The sequence below is a fragment of the Sphingobacterium sp. B29 genome, from assembly GCF_001952815.1.
Classification (GTDB): Bacteria; Bacteroidota; Bacteroidia; order Sphingobacteriales; family Sphingobacteriaceae; genus Sphingobacterium; species Sphingobacterium siyangense.
Genome location: NZ_CP019158.1, coordinates 5,368,515 through 5,387,322, shown reverse-complemented (window position 1 = coordinate 5,387,322; position 18,808 = coordinate 5,368,515). Strand labels below are relative to the sequence as shown.

The following is an 18,808-nucleotide window of genomic DNA, read 5'->3' as shown; positions in this document are numbered from 1 at the left end:
ATTTATACAAAGTTGCTAATAAGAAGAAGTCTTTAAAATCCGATTTATGCTAAATTACATGTTGGATGAAGGAGATTTGTCCGAATGACCTAAGGATTTATCTGGTGCGACCAGATCACGGATCAGTTGTTTGAGTTCTTTTATTTCGGGGAATCGACCGGCTCTTTTTCGATCGAATATCTCCTTATCCGCTACCCGTACTGTATAACGGCCTGCAATTTCGCTGGGGACCAGCATCACTCCATGGATCTCATCGGTGAACGAACTCAGTACCTCCTGCGCCATATAGGCGGCGCGCAGCATCCAATTGCATTTTGGACAATATTCAATTTCAATAACAGGTTTTGTTGCCATGAGTTAAGTTCAAGTACGTTGTTTTGTTTCAAACAAATTTATCGATCCTAGCGCTGCAATCAAAGCACTTTTTGTCATGGAAATTTCGAGATTATTTCCAACTCAGCGGAGTACTGTATACAACAAGCCCATTCCATGGGCCTTTTTCTCGGTTAATGGAATGGGCTGGTATTGTTGGATATTCCTGATAGGTATGCTGGAGGCTTAACCGATTTTCAAAGAGGTCATGGTCAGTGATCCAGCCACTGAATTGTCGTTGAAGAGAAACAACTCATCATTTTTCTCCTGTAAACCCAAGGTATAGATTAAAGGGAGGTAATGTTCAGGAGTTGGAATTGCCAAGTCGAACTCTTTGCCCTGTTTTCTGAAATCTATGAGCGCCTGATGATTACCATTCTGAATAAATTTCTTCATTTTTTCATTGGCTATAGTAGCCCACTCATACGCATAGCCTGCCGTATCGAGTTTGTCCCAGGCGACCATCCGTAAGTTGTGCACCATATTGCCGCTACCGATAATGAGTACACCCTTTTTTCTTAGCGCGTTTAATTGCTGTGCAATTTCATAATGGTATGCTGCAGGCTGTGTGTAATCGATGCTCATTTGAATAATAGGAACGTCTGCATCAGGGTATAGATGTTTGACTACAGACCATGATCCATGGTCCAGCCCCCATTTGTCGTCGAGATGAACCTCTGTTTTGCTGACAATACGCTGTGTTTCTAAAGCGAGCGCCGGGCTGCCTGGAGCTGGGTATTGGACATCAAATAATGCCTGAGGAAAACCGCCAAAGTCATGAATGGTGGCGGGATGCTCCATCGCTGTGACAAATGTTCCACGTGTTTCCCAGTGTGCCGAGACAACAAGAATCGCCTTCGGTTTTTCGAAAGTTTGGCCAATTTTTTTGAATCCCCGGACAAATTCGTTGTCCTCTATGGCGTTCATGGGACTTCCATGTCCTAAAAATAAGACCGGAAATTTGTCCGTTGCCTCCAGTTCCTCGGAAAATTTATATAAAGAGTTTGCTTTATGAGCTACTCCAGCTAATGGTAATGTTGCCATAATTTTAATAAAATCCTTTCTACGCATTTGATATGATGTGACTGCGTCAATTTTTATTACAAAGGTAAGGGATGGGTTTGGCTAGGCGGTATCATTATCCTGTCAATCTGTTGTACTATTCGGAAATCTGTTGTACGCTATTCGGAAATAAGTTTTTGGATCTCATTTCTAAATTCCGAAGGCGTCATGCCTGCTTTCTTTTTGAAGACATTGGTAAAGTAGGCTTTATCTTGGTAACCGAGTTCAAAACCAATTTCCGAGATCGTTTTAGTCGTTGTCAACAAGAGGTTTTTTGCTTCAATAAGTTTCCGTGTTTCGATAATCTCAGAAACGCTTTGTTGTAATATGCTCTGACAAATTAAATTTAGGTTTCGTGTCGACATAAAAAGCTTCTCCGCGTAAAAATTAACGCCTTCGGGACGGCGGTAGTTCTCTTCCAGTATAGATAGAAAGCTTGTGAACGTTGTACTCTGATTTTTCAATTGCTGTTGGCTGTCTGGAAATTGCCTTTTTCGTTCAGATTCAATCATGGTAAAGATGGTGCTCAATAGCTGCTTGATAACCGCATAGTCTACGCTATGTTGTAAGCATTCCTGCTGCATTAGCTCACACAAGACTATCAATCTCCCGAAGCAGTTGGGGCTGGCGAAGGTCAATGTCGCATTTTCATGAAAGTGGGCGTAGAGCTGGAAAGTCGTTTCGGGGATAAATTCACTTTTAAATCGAATGACCCAAAATTCAATGTTATTATTATGCAGAAGAGGTTTGACGCGGTGGGTTTTGCCCTGAGTGATAAAACTTATAAATGGAGCGGTGTAGGTTTTTGTTTTAAAATCGATAAAATGTTCGAGCTTTCCTGCCACACCAATAATCAATTCCTCGAAATCATGTTGATGTATTTCGTTTTTGGATTGTTGTATGCGCAGTGCCTCATCGGCGTCAACTTTGTAAATTTTGAAAAGTCCGTTCAAAATAAGGAAGATTTTAATTTGCTATTTACGAATATACGGTTTCAGTTACATATTGTTTGTCAAAGACCATTTGGCTTTTCATATTGCTATTTTCGCTTGTTTCAGCGGCAGTTTTGACAAAAGGGGAGGTCTGTTGTTACCCCGCTTAGGCTCAAATTGTATACTGATTTGTAATTAACAGCATTATAACACCGTTTTAATAGGGGGTTAATAGGGGTTGTACCCCTGCTAACCCCCTGTTAACCCCCTGTTATACCCCTGTAATACCCCTATTAATTATTAACAAAAGTTGAACGAAATTGGTAATAGATCCATTGCGAAGCCTGCCTCCATACGCTATACGATGACCTGGGGTTCTCCGAAGGCCAAATCTGGTGGCCGGATCAGCCATCCCAGCCTTCCTATCACCTGTTTTACAAAAATAATCTCGCACCGTTACAGGCAGTTATGGATGAAATGAAATAAATAAGAACAAAAGTCTTGGAAGTGATTGTGAAAACTCCCTATCTTTGCACCACTCCGCAAGGGAGGGACGGTTACCCCGAAAGAGGGAACCCTGAAAAAAGAAGGGTTTAAGAGAAGTCTGACAGGATTTAAAATCCCGCTCAGTTTATTTTAAACGCGGAAATCAAAAAAAAGAGAAAAGAAAAAAAAACTTCAAAAAGTTTTTGGAAGTTCAGAAAAGATTTCTACCTTTGCAGTCCCAACGGAAACGAAGGGAAAAACAAAAAAGATAAAGACGGCGCAATGCCATCGGAATATAGCGGATACGGAAGTTGAAGCGACAAAGTTCTTTAAGAAAACACAATCATGTAAGCGTGACGAGTAGACAAACGAAAGTCATGAACAAATTCAAGTAATTCGTTCAATTCGATCCAAGATCAGAGATATAAAAAAAGAATTCTGATTATGTAAATAGTTGGAATCAAAAACTTCATTTTACAATGGAGAGTTTGATCCTGGCTCAGGATGAACGCTAGCGGCAGGCCTAATACATGCAAGTCGGACGGGATCCATCGGAGAGCTTGCTCGAGGATGGTGAGAGTGGCGCACGGGTGCGTAACGCGTGAGCAACCTACCTCTATCAGGGGGATAGCCTCTCGAAAGAGAGATTAACACCGCATAACATCAACAGTTCGCATGTTCGGTTGATTAAATATTTATAGGATAGAGATGGGCTCGCGTGACATTAGCTAGTTGGTAGGGTAACGGCTTACCAAGGCGACGATGTCTAGGGGCTCTGAGAGGAGAATCCCCCACACTGGTACTGAGACACGGACCAGACTCCTACGGGAGGCAGCAGTAAGGAATATTGGTCAATGGGCGGAAGCCTGAACCAGCCATGCCGCGTGCAGGAAGACTGCCCTATGGGTTGTAAACTGCTTTTGTCCAGGAATAAACCTCTTTACGAGTAGAGAGCTGAATGTACTGGAAGAATAAGGATCGGCTAACTCCGTGCCAGCAGCCGCGGTAATACGGAGGATCCGAGCGTTATCCGGATTTATTGGGTTTAAAGGGTGCGTAGGCGGCCTATTAAGTCAGGGGTGAAATACGGTGGCTCAACCATCGCAGTGCCTTTGATACTGATGGGCTTGAATCCATTTGAAGTGGGCGGAATAAGACAAGTAGCGGTGAAATGCATAGATATGTCTTAGAACTCCGATTGCGAAGGCAGCTCACTAAGCTGGTATTGACGCTGATGCACGAAAGCGTGGGGATCGAACAGGATTAGATACCCTGGTAGTCCACGCCCTAAACGATGATAACTCGATGTTGGCGATAGACAGCCAGCGTCCCAGCGAAAGCGTTAAGTTATCCACCTGGGGAGTACGCCCGCAAGGGTGAAACTCAAAGGAATTGACGGGGGCCCGCACAAGCGGAGGAGCATGTGGTTTAATTCGATGATACGCGAGGAACCTTACCCGGGCTTGAAAGTTAGTGAAGAGTGCAGAGACGCACTCGTCCTTCGGGACACGAAACTAGGTGCTGCATGGCTGTCGTCAGCTCGTGCCGTGAGGTGTTGGGTTAAGTCCCGCAACGAGCGCAACCCCTATGTTTAGTTGCCAGCATGTAATGGTGGGGACTCTAAACAGACTGCCTGTGCAAACAGAGAGGAAGGTGGGGACGACGTCAAGTCATCATGGCCCTTACGTCCGGGGCTACACACGTGCTACAATGGATGGTACAGCGGGCAGCTACATAGCAATATGATGCTAATCTCTAAAAGCCATTCACAGTTCGGATTGGGGTCTGCAACTCGACCCCATGAAGTTGGATTCGCTAGTAATCGCGTATCAGCAATGACGCGGTGAATACGTTCCCGGGCCTTGTACACACCGCCCGTCAAGCCATGAAAGTTGGGGGTACCTAAAGCATGTTACCGAAAGGAGCGTGTTAGGGTAAAACCGATAATTGGGGCTAAGTCGTAACAAGGTAGCCGTACCGGAAGGTGCGGCTGGAATACCTCCTTTCTAGAGTATCGAAGATCGGTGCTCGTCACGTTACATATGATTGCAAGAAGAAAAAACATCAGAAGAAAGTGCCCGCCCCGAAAGGAGCAGGACCGAGAGAAAGAGATGAACAAGATAAGCTAGTCCCGTAGCTCAGTTGGTTAGAGCACTACACTGATAATGTAGGGGTCAGCAGTTCAAATCTGCTCGGGACTACGAAAACGAATGGGGAATTAGCTCAGCTGGCTAGAGCACCTGCCTTGCACGCAGGGGGTCAACGGTTCGAATCCGTTATTCTCCACATCTCCGGTGAAGTATATAAAGATATCCTTCAGGATACCGGAAAAAGAGTTCTTTGACATATTGAAAGAGAAAAAAAATTACAAGAGAAGACAACAGTATAGAGACAATACGTGTATGTGTTTGAAGTAAGGGAGAGACCCTCGGTGAATGCCGAACGATCCCGAACCTAGCATATGAGTATATATATCAAAAGCAGCCGCATAGTAGCAAAAGGCTATGCCGGTGAAGAAAGTAAATAAGGGCACACGGGGGATGCCTAGGCTCTCAGAGGCGAAGAAGGACGTGATAAGCTGCGATAAGCTTTGGGGATTGGCAAATGCGACTTGATCCAGAGATTTCCGAATGGGGCAACCTGACTATTTGAAGAATAGTCGTATAAAACGCGAACGCGCTGAACTGAAACATCTAAGTAGGCGTAGGAGAAGAAAATAACAATGATTTCCCAAGTAGTGGCGAGCGAACGGGAAAGAGCCCAAACCGATCATGTTACGGCATGGTCGGGGTTGTAGGACCACGAGATTGTACAGCGCTATGAACTGGAAGCAGGTGGGAAACTGCGCGACAAGGGTGAGAGCCCCGTACAGGTAAAGAATGTTGACATAGTGGTATCCTGAGTACCGCGGGACCGGAGAAATCCTGTGGGAATCCACCAGCACCATCTGGTAAGGCTAAATACTCCTGAGAGACCGATAGTGAACCAGTACCGTGAGGGAAAGGTGAAAAGAACCCCGAACAGGGGAGTGAAAAGAACCTGAAACCGTGTGCTTACAAGCGGTTGGAGCAGGCAGGTCCTGTGACAGCGTGCCTTTTGCATAATGAGCCTACGAGTTACTCTTGTCTGGCAAGGTTAAGTCCTTCAGGGACGCAGCCGAAGCGAAAGCGAGTCTTAATAGGGCGCATAGTCAGATGAGGTAGACGCGAAACCTTGTGATCTACCCTTGGGCAGGTTGAAGTTGCAGTAACATGTAATGGAGGACCGAACCGATAAACGTTGAAAAGTTTCCGGATGACCTGAGGGTAGGGGTGAAAGGCCAATCAAACTGGGAAATAGCTCGTACTCCCCGAAATGTTTTTAGGAACAGCGTCGGCGTAGAGTTTGATAGAGGTAGAGCTACCGATTGGGTGCGGGGGAGTCAAATCCTACCAAATCCAGACGAACTCCGAATGCTATCAAATATAGCCGGCAGTGAGGCTTTGGGTGCTAAGGTCCAAGGCCGAGAGGGAAAGAACCCAGACCATCAGCTAAGGTCCCCAAATTCGTTCTAAGTTGAACTAACGAGGTCCGGTTGCCCAGACAGCTAGGATGTTGGCTTGGAAGCAGCCATTCATTTAAAGAGTGCGTAACAGCTCACTAGTCGAGCGGCCGGGCGTGGATAATAAACGGGCATCAAGAACGGTACCGAAGCTATGGATTTGTACTGAAAGATGTGCATCTGGTAGGGGAGCATTCCATCGCCGGGGAAGCAGTTTGGCAATGAACTGTGGAGGTTATGGAAAAGCAAATGTAGGCATAAGTAACGATAAGGCGGGTGAGAAACCCGCCCACCGAAAGACCAAGGTTTCCTGATCAACGTTAATCGGATCAGGGTCAGTCGGGACCTAAGGCGCACCCGAAGGGGGCAAGCCGATGGACAACTGGTTAATATTCCAGTACTCTTCATAACTGCGATGTGGTGACGGAGTAGTGACACTGCCGCGAACTGACGGAATAGTTCGTTGAAAGGCGTAGGTATAGGGACGGTAGGCAAATCCGCCGACCCTGCTGAACCCCAATAGTACAGCAAAGCTCCGGTGGCGCTGATAGAGCAGGTAAACAGACTTCCAAGAAAACCCGCTAAGCTTCAGGTTATGAAGACCCGTACCGCAAACCGACACAGGTGGTCGAGGAGAGAATCCTAAGGTGCTCGAGTGAGTCATGGCTAAGGAACTCGGCAAAATGGCCCTGTAACTTCGGGAGAAGGGGCGCTGTCTCGTAAGAGCAGCCGCAGTGAAAAGGCCCAGGCGACTGTTTAACAAAAACATATGGCTTTGCAAAATCGCAAGATGAAGTATAAGGCCTGACACCTGCCCGGTGCTGGAAGGTTAAGAGGGGATGTCATCGCAAGAGAAGCATTGAATCGAAGCCCCAGTAAACGGCGGCCGTAACTATAACGGTCCTAAGGTAGCGAAATTCCTTGTCGGGTAAGTTCCGACCTGCACGAATGGTGTAACGATCTGGGCGCTGTCTCAGCCATGAGCTCGGTGAAATTGTGGTATCGGTGAAGACGCCGATTACCCGCAACGGGACGGAAAGACCCCATGCACCTTCACTATAGCTTAACATTGAGATTGGGTACAGGATGTGTAGGATAGGCGGGAGATGTTGAAGTGGCTTCGCCAGGAGTCATGGAATCAACCTTGAAATACCGCCCTTTCTGTATTCGGTTTCTAACTCGGCAATGCCGAGGACATTGTTTGGTGGGTAGTTTGACTGGGGTGGTCGCCTCCAAAAAGGTAACGGAGGCTTTCAAAGGTAAGCTCAGTACGCTTGGTAACCGTACGTGGAGTGCAATGGCATAAGCTTGCTTGACTGTGAGACCGACAAGTCGAACAGGGTCGAAAGACGGACATAGTGATCCGGTGGTTCTGTATGGAAGGGCCATCGCTCAAAGGATAAAAGGTACGCTGGGGATAACAGGCTGATCTCCCCCAAGAGCTCATATCGACGGGGAGGTTTGGCACCTCGATGTCGGCTCGTCACATCCTGGGGCTGGAGAAGGTCCCAAGGGTTGGGCTGTTCGCCCATTAAAGTGGCACGCGAGCTGGGTTCAGAACGTCGCGAGACAGTTCGGTCCCTATCTGTTGTGGGCGTTGGAAGTTTGAGTGGATCTGACCTTAGTACGAGAGGACCGGGTTGGACAGACCTCTGGTGAACCTGTTATGCCGCCAGGTGTACGGCAGGGTAGCTACGTCTGGAATAGATAAGCGCTGAAAGCATCTAAGTGCGAAACTAGCCACGAGATGAGACTTCCTTATAGGGTCGTAGAAGATGACTACGTTGATAGGCCATAGGTGTAAAGGTTGAGAGACCAAAGCCAAGTGGTACTAATAGCCCGAAGCTTTCTCAAGCAGACAGACACTGTTGTCTTCCTCTTTAATTTTTAAGAAACAAACAGGAAACGAACCTCTTTCAATAGCTATGTCAGTTGGCATGAATCACATGATAAGAATATCATAGATCATCCAATAAAGATTTTTAGGTGCCTATATCGGCGGTGTCTACCTCTTCCCATTCCGAACAGAGCAGTCAAGCCCGCCAGAGCCGATGGTATTGCCGTAACAGGTGGGAGAGTAGGTCGGTGCCTTTTTTTACACGGAAGCCCTTGCTGGAAACAGTCAAGGGCTTCTTTCGTTTAAGTACTTCCGTATTTCCATGTACAGGCTATTGCATATCCTCCGCCTTTCGGTTATCGCAGCACAGGACCGTCGGTGAGCCTGCTCCATCGGAAGCTGTTCCGCAACCGCCGCTAGCCTGCAACATTATTATTGGACAATCGTTTGCATTCCATAATCTCTTTTTTACTTCGATTTACTATTGTATTATTGTTAAGTTAATTTAATGCATTATAAATCATACGCATGAAGATATCTTTTTGGAGCACAAAAGCACAAGTCAGTTTACTGATGGGATTGGCTTCTCCTTTTATTTTTCAACCCACTCGAGTTGACGCTAAAGTAAGTACGATCAATTATTATAGTACAATAGGTCGCGATCAAGGCAACCGTATTATCACGATTCAGAAAATTAATCCGACAACAGTCGAGATTGTATACGATAATGGTCAACGTCTGACTTTAGATTTCTACGGTAATCATATTTTTAGGATGTTTCAGGATGTTCATGGTGGTATTATCCGTGATCCCGAAGCAAAACCCGAAGCAAAAATATTGGTAGAGCAACCTCGGAAATCAGTCACCGGGCTTGAGGTAAAGGATGAAGGTAATAAGGTCAGCATCTCCACTAACGATATTCTTTTTTCAATGGATAAACAGACTTCTCAGTTTAGTATCCTCAATCGGAAAAGCAATAAAATTGTAGTTGAAAGCTTAAAACCAATTGTTTTCGAAGAGAAACAAGTAAGCGTTGAATTGAAGGAAAATGCGGATGAATACTTTTTTGGTGGCGGCGTTCAAAATGGGCGTTTTTCACATAAGGGAAAAGTGATTGCAATCGAAAATCAGAACAGCTGGACCGATGGTGGTGTTGCCTCTCCAACCCCTTATTACTGGTCAACCAAAGGGTATGGTTTTATGTGGCATACCTTTAAGAAGGGAAGTTATACCTTTGGAGCCAAAACCCCTGGGACAGTAAAATTGGCGCATGATACAGATTATCTAGATGTCTTTTTTATGATTAATGACGGGATAGTACCTTTGCTCAACGATTTCTATCAATTGACGGGCAACCCAATTCTTCTACCGAAATTTGGTTTGTATGAGGGGCATCTTAATGCCTATAACCGCGATTTTTGGAAAGAAGATGAAAAGGGAATTCTATTTGAAGACGGCAAACGCTATAAAGAAAGTCAAAAGGACAATGGGGGAATCAAAGAATCGCTGAACGGTGAGAAAAACAATTATCAATTTTCGGCCCGCGCTGTAATAGATCGGTATAAAGCACATGATATGCCTTTGGGCTGGATTCTTCCAAATGATGGCTATGGTGCTGGCTATGGCCAAACGGAATCTTTAGATGGAAATATCCGAAATTTGAAAGAGTTTGGTGATTATGCACGTAAGAATGGTGTAGAAATCGGTTTATGGACACAGTCTGATCTCCATCCGAAAGATAGTATAAGTGCATTACTGCAACGTGATATTGTAAAAGAGGTTCGGGATGCGGGTGTAAGAGTCCTAAAAACCGATGTGGCCTGGGTTGGTCCAGGATACTCCTTTGGTCTCAATGGGGTCGCCGATGTGGGACATACTATGCCTTATTATGGTAACAACGCTCGTCCATTTATTATTTCATTGGATGGTTGGGCAGGCACACAGCGCTATGCCGGTATCTGGTCGGGCGACCAGACTGGAGGCGTATGGGAGTATATTCGATTCCATATACCAACATATATTGGCTCGGGACTTTCAGGTCAGCCCAATATTACCTCCGATATGGACGGGATCTTTGGTGGTAAAAATTTTAAGGTCAATATTCGTGATTTTCAATGGAAGACCTGGACACCAATGGAGCTCAATATGGATGGCTGGGGATCGAACGAGAAATACCCACATGCTTTGGGTGAGCCGGCTACTTCTATCAATCGTCTGTATCTGAAATTGAAATCTCAGTTGGTTCCCTATAGCTATAGTGTTGCGAAACAAGCAGTAGATGGACTGCCCATCATTCGTGCTATGTTTTTAGAGCAAGCAAATAGTTATACGCTTGGAAAAGCAACGCAATACCAGTACCTCTATGGTCCAAATTTCCTTGTAGCACCGATTTACCAGGAAACACGTGTGGATGAGAAGGGAAATGATATGCGCAATGGTATCTACCTGCCGGATGGTGAATGGATTGATTATTTTACGGGTGAAAAATACAAGGGAGGGCGTATTATCAATAACTTTAATGTGCCTATTTGGAAGCTGCCCGTTTTCGTGAAAAATGGAGCCATTATTCCGGTGACCAGCCCAAATAATAATGTGCTGGAAATCAAAAAAGATCAACGTATTTATGAAGTATATCCTTATGGGAACTCCAGTTTCCTGGAATATGATGATGATGGAGAGACAGAGGCTTATCGTTATGGTAAGGGGGCAAATACATCCATAACTTCACAGTTAAACAACAATAAAGTTGTTTTTGCGATTGCTCCAACGCAAGGCGAATTTGACGGCTTTGAGAAAATGAAGTCTACGGAAATTCGTTTCAACGTTAGCAAAGCACCGAAGAAATTGACAGTAAAGATCAATGGGAAAAATAGCAAACTTAAAGAAGTGAATAGCATAGATGCGTTTAATACTTCTGAAAACGTATATTTCTATGACGCACAACCAAACCTGAATCAGTTTGCAACCAAGGGATCGGAGTTTGAAAAAATACCTTTGGTGAAAAATCCGATGTTGTTGGTACGACTAGCCAAACAGGATGTCTCATCGACCGCAATAGAAGTACAATTGGAGGGTTTCGAATATGCTCCTGCTGACAACTATCTGGCTCAGACTGGTGCTTTGACCTCGCCCAAAGCTGTTATCACAGACCAACATACACAAGCATATACCTTAACGCCAACCTGGGAAAAGGTTGCAAATGCTGATTATTATGAAATTGAATTCAATAATCTGATCTATTCGACCATCAAAGACAGTCAATTGCTATTCGAAGGATTGGCCGCGGAAACGGATTACCAGTTTAAAATTAGGGCTGTCAATAAATCTGGTGTTTCAGATTGGAGTACATTTGCCGCAAGAACAAAGGCAAACCCGTTGGAATTTGCCATTGAAGGTATCAAAGCAGAGACTTCTGTGGATAACCAAGGTGGAAATGGTATCAATAAATTGTTCAATTATGATGAGGGGGATATGTGGCATACAAAATGGGGACAGACTGCGGTTCCGTTTGATATGACCTTAGATCTAAAATCCGTTAATCAATTGGATAAGTTTGAGTATCTTCCAAGAACCGATGGCGGAAATGGCATCATTTTAAAAGGAAAAGTATTCTATAGCAACGATAAGGACACCTGGACGGAAGCTGGTAGTTTTGATTGGAAACGTGATGGCGAAATGAAACGTTTTGATTTTGGAACCCATCCGGTGGCCCGATTTGTCAAAATTTCAGTTTCTGAAGCTGTTGGAGGTTTTGGTTCAGGAAGAGAATTATATGTGTTTAAAGTACCGGGATCGTCAAGCTACTTACCGGGCGATATTAATAATGACCGATTGATCGATCATAATGACTTGACTTCCTATATTAACTACACGGGATTGCGACTGGGAGATGGAGATTTTGAAGGTTATGTCAGCAATGGTGATGTCAATAAAAATAATCTGATTGACGCTTATGATATTTCCAATGTTGCTGTTGTCATTGAAGGTGGTGCAAAACCAAATAAAGAAGAAAAGGTCAGTGGTAAATTAAAATTGATTCCTTCAAAAACGATCTTAAAATCGGGTGATATTGTGGAGATCAGTGTTAGTGGAGAGAATCTTAAAGCTGTCAATGCACTTAGTTTTGCTCTTCCTTACAATCAAGGCGATTTTGAATATGTCGGTATTGAGTCCGTACATTTAAAAGAGATGAACAATTATAGCAACGATCGTCTTCACACCAATGGAAGTAAGGCTCTGTATGCTACTTTTGTTAATCTAGGCAACAAGGAGACTTTGAATGGCTCTGAAGTTTTATTTAAGATCAAATTGAAAGCAAAACGTAATGTCAACTTCAATCTGAAAGCAATAGATGGTATTTTGATTGATAAAAAGCTGAATTCCGTTACTTTCTAAAATATAAATAGCCTTAACAAAAAAAGGGAGCCTAGTGACGTCCCTTTTTTGTTAATTGATGTCTAAATAGTGCATCTAATTAGTCCAATATCATACTGAGATCCATCAGCAGGATTTCAGTATCTGCTGAGGTCACTTTCAGGTTAATTTCAGCTACATCCCATATTCCAAAGCCATCTCTGCTTTCTAATTCTTGTCCTTCGACAGTAACACTACCTTTTATTACAAAAACATATACACCATTTCCTGCCTTTTTGATTTGGTATTTTGTTTGGACATCCTTGTCAAAATTCCCCATGGAAAACCAGGCATCCTGATGGATCCATACACCCTCGTCTTCTGGATTTGGAGAAAGAATTTGCTGGAATTTATTCTGTCTTTGTGTTATATCCAATGTAATTTGATCGTATCGGGGGCTCACATTCCGTTGATTAGGGTACACCCAAATTTGAAGAAACTTGACTACCTGATCGGTATTTTTATTATATTCACTGTGTATGATGCCCGTTCCGGCGCTCATGACCTGAATATCTCCCTTCCGGATAATAGCTTTGTTACCCATGCTGTCTTCATGTTGCAAATCACCTTCCAAAGGGATACTGATGATTTCCATATTGTCGTGAGGGTGTTTGCCAAAACCTCTTCCTTCAGCCACCATATCATCATTTAGTACACGTAACACACCAAAGTGCATACGTTCGGGGTTGTGATAATTGGCGAAGCTAAACGTATGATTGCTATCTAACCAACCATGATTTGCATGACCGCGTGTCGCCGCTTTGTGGAGGACACTATGGTTTTCCAATTTGTCTGAATTATAGTTTACAGCTTCCGCATCCAGCGTTTCAAGTGGTTCTATCTCGTCAATATCATTCTTCAAGATATCAGCTGAAGACACTGTTGATGCAAATATTCCGGAACCCAAAAGTCCCTTTTTTATAAAGTTCTGTCTGTTCATGATTCTATTATTTAGTATCCAAAATTAGCCTATTAGCCGCCGATTTCTATTGATCTAGTTCAATAAAGAAAGAGTTTTAACGGTTTTCGGTTGTTTTTCTAGGGCGCTATTGCTATGGCCTATGCTTTATTAAACGGAGAGTAAGTCTGGAAAAAGACTATAGACTTCATTTTTTAGAAGCCCACTTCCACCGCCATAATGTTTGATCAGACCAATCGAATAGGTGAGCCGCGTAAGGTGATCTGTTATTTCATGCTCTTCCTGAGGAGAAAGTCCCGAACTCAATAATAAAACATCTACAGGGACATCTATTAGCTGTTTTTTACAGGCATCCAAATCGTATTGTATCGTTGCATTCCAGTTGGGCGTGTTTTCAATGATTCTCTTGAGCGTGAGGAGAATTTCTTCATTTTTACCAAATATGAGAAAGGTTAATGTTTTCATGATGTTCTTGTTTAAGGATTTGTCCTGATGAGCGTATTGACAATGGCATTGCCCTTTAAAATTTTTGAAATGGGACATTCTTCGGCAATTTGTTGCAGGCGTTCTCGGGTATCCTCTGCTAAGATTTGTCCAAAAGCTATCTCGCGATCAAAATATGTAACCACCTGTCCTTTTTCAATTTTGAGGTACATATTTGAACTGACTGAAATTTCTGGAATATCAAGCCCTTTTTTATCGATGTACATGCGTAAAGTAGCTAAGGTACAAGATACAAGCGATGAGATAAGAAGGGTGTAGGGGTCAGGACCAAGATCTTTGCCACCAAGTTTTTCAGGCTCATCCGTAATAAACTCTCCATTTCTCCATTGTATTGTGGTCTTATATTTCTGCTCAGTAATATGGCCAAGGATAGGGTTTTCCAATATATATTTCATACGGATTATTCTTTTGTTTGTAATACAACAAAAATAAGCCTGAATTGATTCATTTCCATTGATGTAGTTCAATAAATATAGTCATATTGTCTCCTGATATTTTTTTTATTGGCTGATAAGATTGATGGATTTCCGCTGATGAATACAGCTTATCGTTACAGAAAAAATAAAGATTGGAGTAAGTTGAATCACATAAATTTTCTTACTTTTAACAATCAAATTCGCTCAATTTTTTAAAGGATTTTAATTTAATATTTCGGTTATGATGAAGAGATTTTTACTTGTCGGACTTTTTGCTGGTATAACCCATTTTATGGCTTTCTCGCAATCTCATGAACTACGTGTGGGTGTCACCTCCGGTGTGTCCAATTTTACGGGATCGGGAACGGAAGCAAAGAGTACGTTGAATGGATCTACACAACAGGACTATTATACCAATAATCCTTATGGAAAAAAATATGGAATCAATATTGGAGGCGCTTTAAACTACCGTTATGTTTTTGCCAACAACCTAATATTAGGTTTAGAGGGTGCATATGAACGATTGCAGACAAAGATTGATTTGGAAGGCAATGAGTTTATGAATGGAAGCCGTGGTCAGACCCGTCTAAATCAACAATTTATCAATTTTAATCCTTTTGTTGGCTATCGTGTCTTTTTTGAACCGATGACAATGGATATTCAGTTGGGTATGGATATTGCCAAAACGCTGAGTATCAAAGAAAATGGTAGCATTGAAGATAAACAGGGGAATAAAACAAGTTTTGATCGTGATAGAGGCAAGGTTATCGATTTGGATCTACGCCCTCGTTTACAGTTTAATGTAAATTATGACCGTTATACCGTGTTTGCCGGTTATTCATGGGGATTGAAGGATTATAACAACGGGATGCTTGGTGCTGATCCCGGTGTGGCACGATTAAATGTATTCCGCTTAGGCCTGCAGTATCAGCTATTAACTCCGATCTTCAAAAATGACTAAAGGCAGGTTAGAAGCATTCAGTGATGGCGTTTTGGCCATCATTATAACGATTATGGTACTTGAATTAAAAGTACCTGAAGGATTTACTTTTGCGAGCCTTAAACCATTATATCCTAAAATTATCTCCTATATCGTTAGTTTTGTTTACGTTGGACTGTACTGGAATAATCACCATCATCTCTTTCAAATTGTTCGAAAAGTAAATGGAAAAGTTCTTTGGAGCAATTTGAATTTATTGTTTTGGCTATCATTAATGCCGGTTACAACAAATTGGATTGGTGAGTCACATTTTGAAAGGGATCCTATTATCGCTTATGGCTTTGTCCTGATCATGTGTTCCATATCATATAATATCGTTGAATATTTTGTGATTCAAATCGAAGGGGAAGAATCTGCACTGAAAAAAGCGGTTAAATCGAAGGTTAAGGAAAATATTTCTACAGCGCTGTATTTTTTGGGGATAGGACTGTCTTTTATTAATCCCTATATCAGTTTGCTCATGTATGGAACAGTCGCTATTATGTGGCTTATACCTGACCGCCGTATTGAGGAAGAAATGCGGAATCAATAGTTTTGCTGTTCCAGGGCTTTCAGGATGAACTGAACGCGATCGTTTACCGTTGTTTTTGGAACCTCAATGGTTTCATAACCGAGTTGTGTATAGGTCTCTTTCATTATCTTGAAAGTGTTTTCGGCCTCCCGCCACGTTTGTTTCCGCTCGTTGTCATTCGCATAGATCTCTGCCCAAGGTGGTAAGATAAATACTTTTTTATGATAACGTCGACCTTTTGCTTCGTGAAGCAGTTCTTCTTCGATTGAAAGACCTTCCATCGCAATATATGACAATGCATCTGGAATTCCGCGGTCAAAAAAAATGTAGTTTTGGTGATCTTGCCTCACCTGCATCACATAGCTGGCTGATGAAGCAGCCAACATTAGTTTGGCATAGTGAATTTTATTTTTCCAGGGCAAACCATCGGCATCAGCTTCCAATTGTTCTCGGATGATGCGCCGGGCATCCTCTTCCACAATGCTGAATCCCTGCTTATTTAATTCATTTAATAAGGTTGTTTTACCGACTCCAGGTCCTCCTGTCAGAACGATAAAATAATGTGTTTGATCCATAATGATTAAAATGAAATGCTTCCCGAAATGGAGAAAATTGGGGTAATGACTGATTGTTGGCTACGATTTTAAAAATTAGCTGTATTGTTTTGCGATTTTCTTTTCGGGTTCGACGTAGAATGTATATAAGAAAAATAAAAATATGTATTCTAGTGGTTTCATCAAAATATAAGTCACATTTGATGCGCTGCTGGAATTAATTTTGACGGAGATATTAAAACCATATTTATCATAGCAATATCTGACATAGCGATGTAGTGCTGGTGATAAATCGCTTAATATTTCTTCGAATGCGTTGGCCACCTGAAGCTGTCTATTGACAATGATCGTGTTGCCATGTCTTGTGCCTAGCCGTAGGGGTTTAACAAGAGCGGGATCTCCTTTTGCCGCAACTGTACAGAGGTAATGGCCCTGATGATCGAGGATAGGAGGGTGCATTTTTTGTGAAAAAGCCCAAGTAGTTGTTTCTGTGAAAACTTTCACCATTGAATCCCGATCCTGCCCCAATAGGATGAGGATGATCGTTAGTAGGAGAAAGACCGGAACAAGTAAAATCAGAGCCCATGCCGGATAATTCAGTTTTGAGGAAAGCAGGTTATTGATTTTATTGAGCGTGCTGTTGGCATAGCTTCTGTTCATAGCGTAACCCCGCTCTTCAACGATGATTTTACGGATTAGCCCAATGCCCATAATCAAGCAGCATATTGGCGTGAAAATAAAGAATAAAGTTCCTTCGTTGCCAACATACATATCCAATGTGGACGTATCGTGGTGACTGACCTGAACGAGCATAAACAGACTGATAATACTACCTATCATTAACATAATCAGCATCAGAACAAGAGGAATAGGGGGGATTTTTCGTCCCTTGAGCCAAATCGCTATTGCTGAAATATTAAATGCAATAAAATAAAATGATAGCGATACAAGGTGTTTTCCGCCGAAGGGAATATAACAATCACCATCTACGGGATCTACGGCCTGATTATATTGACTCGAGTGGAATAATAGCCCTACCCCGCTTATCATTAATGAAATCAGGTAGCCGATGATAATGGCATACTCAGCAATTGTTATTTTCCGCTGTTGTTTTTTGACAGCCGAACGAAGCAGATATACAATCCCGAACAGCGTAAGAATAATAAGGAGAAAAATGAAGATCATAATGGGGTTAGCAGTTATAATTCTAAGACGAATATCGTCAAATCATTTGTTTAATTCAGATGCAAGGCGATCAATTGTTTTTGAAATATATCCGTATAACGGATTGAAATCAATATTATTGACGTGTTTAATGGGTCGGAATTCAAGATTTCTTCAACAGTGTAGATGCTATGAAAGGTAGCTATAGTGCCAATGTCCAGCAGAGACCAGCGCCTAATTTTTACCGAATAATCTCTTCCAAAAATTCTTTTTTTTGCTGCTTTGAGAGCTGTCTGTGGTTTCAAAATGTTTTGGGTCTGCATGGATTGTCTCTGTTTTGACATTTGGTAAAATCTCATTTTCTGGAAGTCCATTGCGTTGTTCTATTTCCTGGATCTGTTTTAATGCTGTTGTCTGATATAAAAGCGGTCCTTCTTTGTCGCAGTTAAAAAGGTTGGAGTAACTTTTTGATTCATTCAGATCAAAAGGTTGTGGTTCGACAACTTCTGTTGCTTCCAAGAGACCAAGGTTACGATCTTTGGCATATTGCAGTGCATTGAGGAAAATAGAAATACGGTTATCAGAAAATAGCGTATCTAATTCATCCTTGATCGTCGGGTCACTTTGGTAATCTATCAACAATTGCGCGACTTTTTCTGCGGGGATAAAGACACCGGAACAATAATTTTCTACAAGCCTATTTTCGATATTATTGGTTAGAAATTCTTGTTGAACAAATTGTTCCCACTGTTTGTAATAGCTGGATAAATGGTCATTTTTGGAGAAGGACAGGGCTCCACCTCGAACATAGAAGTATTTTTCGAAAAAACCTTGGACAACAGCAATGAAAAAACCATGGGTTTTGTCAAAATAATCATTTTTGTCGGTTTCCCGGCCCGCATTTAAGGTGTCTTGGTATTTGGTTTTATAGAAGTCTTCTAGTTGGTGAGTTGCAGAAACTTCCTCAATCTTTTCAGGATTTTTGAGCAAGTCAAAATACCAAGTTTCTATCTGCTGTTCTGAGATGGGGTGGTAACTAATATCATAGCCCATAATGACTGTTTTTAATCTCTTATGTTGTAATTGCTAATATATTA

The 18,808-nt window shown here is 42.4% G+C and carries 12 protein-coding genes, 2 tRNA genes and 3 rRNA genes; 8 read left to right on the top strand and 9 right to left on the bottom strand.

The window, feature by feature from the left end:
* Positions 1–54: 54 nt before the first annotated feature.
* The 3 genes from BV902_RS23110 to BV902_RS23100 form a co-directional block, all read right to left on the bottom strand.
* Positions 55–354 carry a SelT/SelW/SelH family protein gene (locus BV902_RS23110; protein ID WP_075993960.1) on the bottom strand — a complete coding sequence of 100 codons (300 nt, stop codon included), beginning with the start codon at positions 352–354 and terminating at the stop codon, positions 55–57.
* 204 nt (positions 355–558) lie between these two features.
* Complete coding sequence (ygiD, locus tag BV902_RS23105; protein WP_216640404.1) at positions 559–1,416, bottom strand: 4,5-DOPA dioxygenase extradiol; 858 nt, start codon at positions 1,414–1,416, stop codon at positions 559–561.
* 137 nt (positions 1,417–1,553) lie between these two features.
* On the bottom strand, positions 1,554–2,387 hold the full coding sequence (locus BV902_RS23100) for an AraC family transcriptional regulator (RefSeq protein ID WP_075993959.1): 834 nt from the start codon (positions 2,385–2,387) through the stop codon (positions 1,554–1,556).
* A gap of 941 nt (positions 2,388–3,328) precedes the next feature.
* On the opposite strand from BV902_RS23100, the gene BV902_RS23095 reads away from it, so the two are divergent.
* The 6 genes from BV902_RS23095 (at position 3,329) to BV902_RS23070 (ending at position 12,625) form a co-directional block, all read left to right on the top strand.
* A 16S ribosomal RNA gene (locus BV902_RS23095) occupies positions 3,329–4,858 on the top strand.
* Positions 4,859–4,979: 121 nt separating this feature from the next.
* A tRNA-Ile gene (locus tag BV902_RS23090) sits at positions 4,980–5,053 on the top strand.
* A gap of 11 nt (positions 5,054–5,064) precedes the next feature.
* Positions 5,065–5,138: transfer RNA gene (locus BV902_RS23085), tRNA-Ala, on the top strand.
* Positions 5,139–5,365: 227 nt separating this feature from the next.
* A 23S ribosomal RNA gene (locus tag BV902_RS23080) occupies positions 5,366–8,247 on the top strand.
* A gap of 128 nt (positions 8,248–8,375) precedes the next feature.
* Positions 8,376–8,487, top strand: a 5S ribosomal RNA gene (gene rrf, locus BV902_RS23075).
* Together the 16S, 23S and 5S rRNA genes with 2 tRNA genes alongside form the textbook arrangement of a ribosomal RNA operon.
* Positions 8,488–8,758: 271 nt before the next feature.
* Positions 8,759–12,625 carry a TIM-barrel domain-containing protein gene (locus BV902_RS23070; protein WP_075993958.1) on the top strand — a complete coding sequence of 1,289 codons (3,867 nt, stop codon included), beginning with the start codon at positions 8,759–8,761 and terminating at the stop codon, positions 12,623–12,625.
* A gap of 79 nt (positions 12,626–12,704) precedes the next feature.
* Here BV902_RS23070 and BV902_RS23065 read toward each other — a convergent pair whose 3' ends face one another.
* The 3 genes from BV902_RS23065 to BV902_RS23055 form a co-directional block, all read right to left on the bottom strand.
* Positions 12,705–13,583, bottom strand: a complete 879-nt coding sequence (locus BV902_RS23065; protein ID WP_075993957.1) for a pirin family protein — start codon at positions 13,581–13,583, stop codon at positions 12,705–12,707.
* 129 nt (positions 13,584–13,712) lie between these two features.
* Positions 13,713–14,027, bottom strand: a complete 315-nt coding sequence (locus BV902_RS23060) for a hypothetical protein (protein ID WP_075993956.1) — start codon at positions 14,025–14,027, stop codon at positions 13,713–13,715.
* A gap of 11 nt (positions 14,028–14,038) precedes the next feature.
* Complete coding sequence (locus BV902_RS23055; RefSeq protein WP_075993955.1) at positions 14,039–14,461, bottom strand: OsmC family protein; 423 nt, start codon at positions 14,459–14,461, stop codon at positions 14,039–14,041.
* 262 nt (positions 14,462–14,723) lie between these two features.
* On the opposite strand from BV902_RS23055, the gene BV902_RS23050 reads away from it, so the two are divergent.
* Positions 14,724–15,443, top strand: a complete 720-nt coding sequence (locus BV902_RS23050; protein WP_145330102.1) for an outer membrane beta-barrel protein — start codon at positions 14,724–14,726, stop codon at positions 15,441–15,443.
* Positions 15,436–16,014: a TMEM175 family protein gene (locus BV902_RS23045; RefSeq protein WP_075993953.1), complete on the top strand. Its 579-nt coding sequence runs from the start codon at positions 15,436–15,438 to the stop codon at positions 16,012–16,014. Before BV902_RS23050 ends, BV902_RS23045 begins: the two co-directional genes overlap by 8 nt.
* Here BV902_RS23045 and BV902_RS23040 read toward each other — a convergent pair.
* The 3 genes from BV902_RS23040 to BV902_RS23030 form a co-directional block, all read right to left on the bottom strand.
* Complete coding sequence (locus BV902_RS23040) at positions 16,008–16,568, bottom strand: AAA family ATPase (RefSeq protein WP_075993952.1); 561 nt, start codon at positions 16,566–16,568, stop codon at positions 16,008–16,010. The two genes, BV902_RS23045 and BV902_RS23040, sit on opposite strands and share 7 nt — an antisense overlap.
* Before the next feature lie 75 nt (positions 16,569–16,643).
* Positions 16,644–17,732 carry a DUF6688 domain-containing protein gene (locus BV902_RS23035; protein ID WP_083663741.1) on the bottom strand — a complete coding sequence of 363 codons (1,089 nt, stop codon included), beginning with the start codon at positions 17,730–17,732 and terminating at the stop codon, positions 16,644–16,646.
* Positions 17,733–17,945: 213 nt separating this feature from the next.
* A complete protein-coding gene (locus BV902_RS23030) occupies positions 17,946–18,764 on the bottom strand; it encodes a hypothetical protein (RefSeq protein WP_075993950.1) in 819 nt (272 codons plus the stop codon).
* Positions 18,765–18,808: the final 44 nt, after the last annotated feature.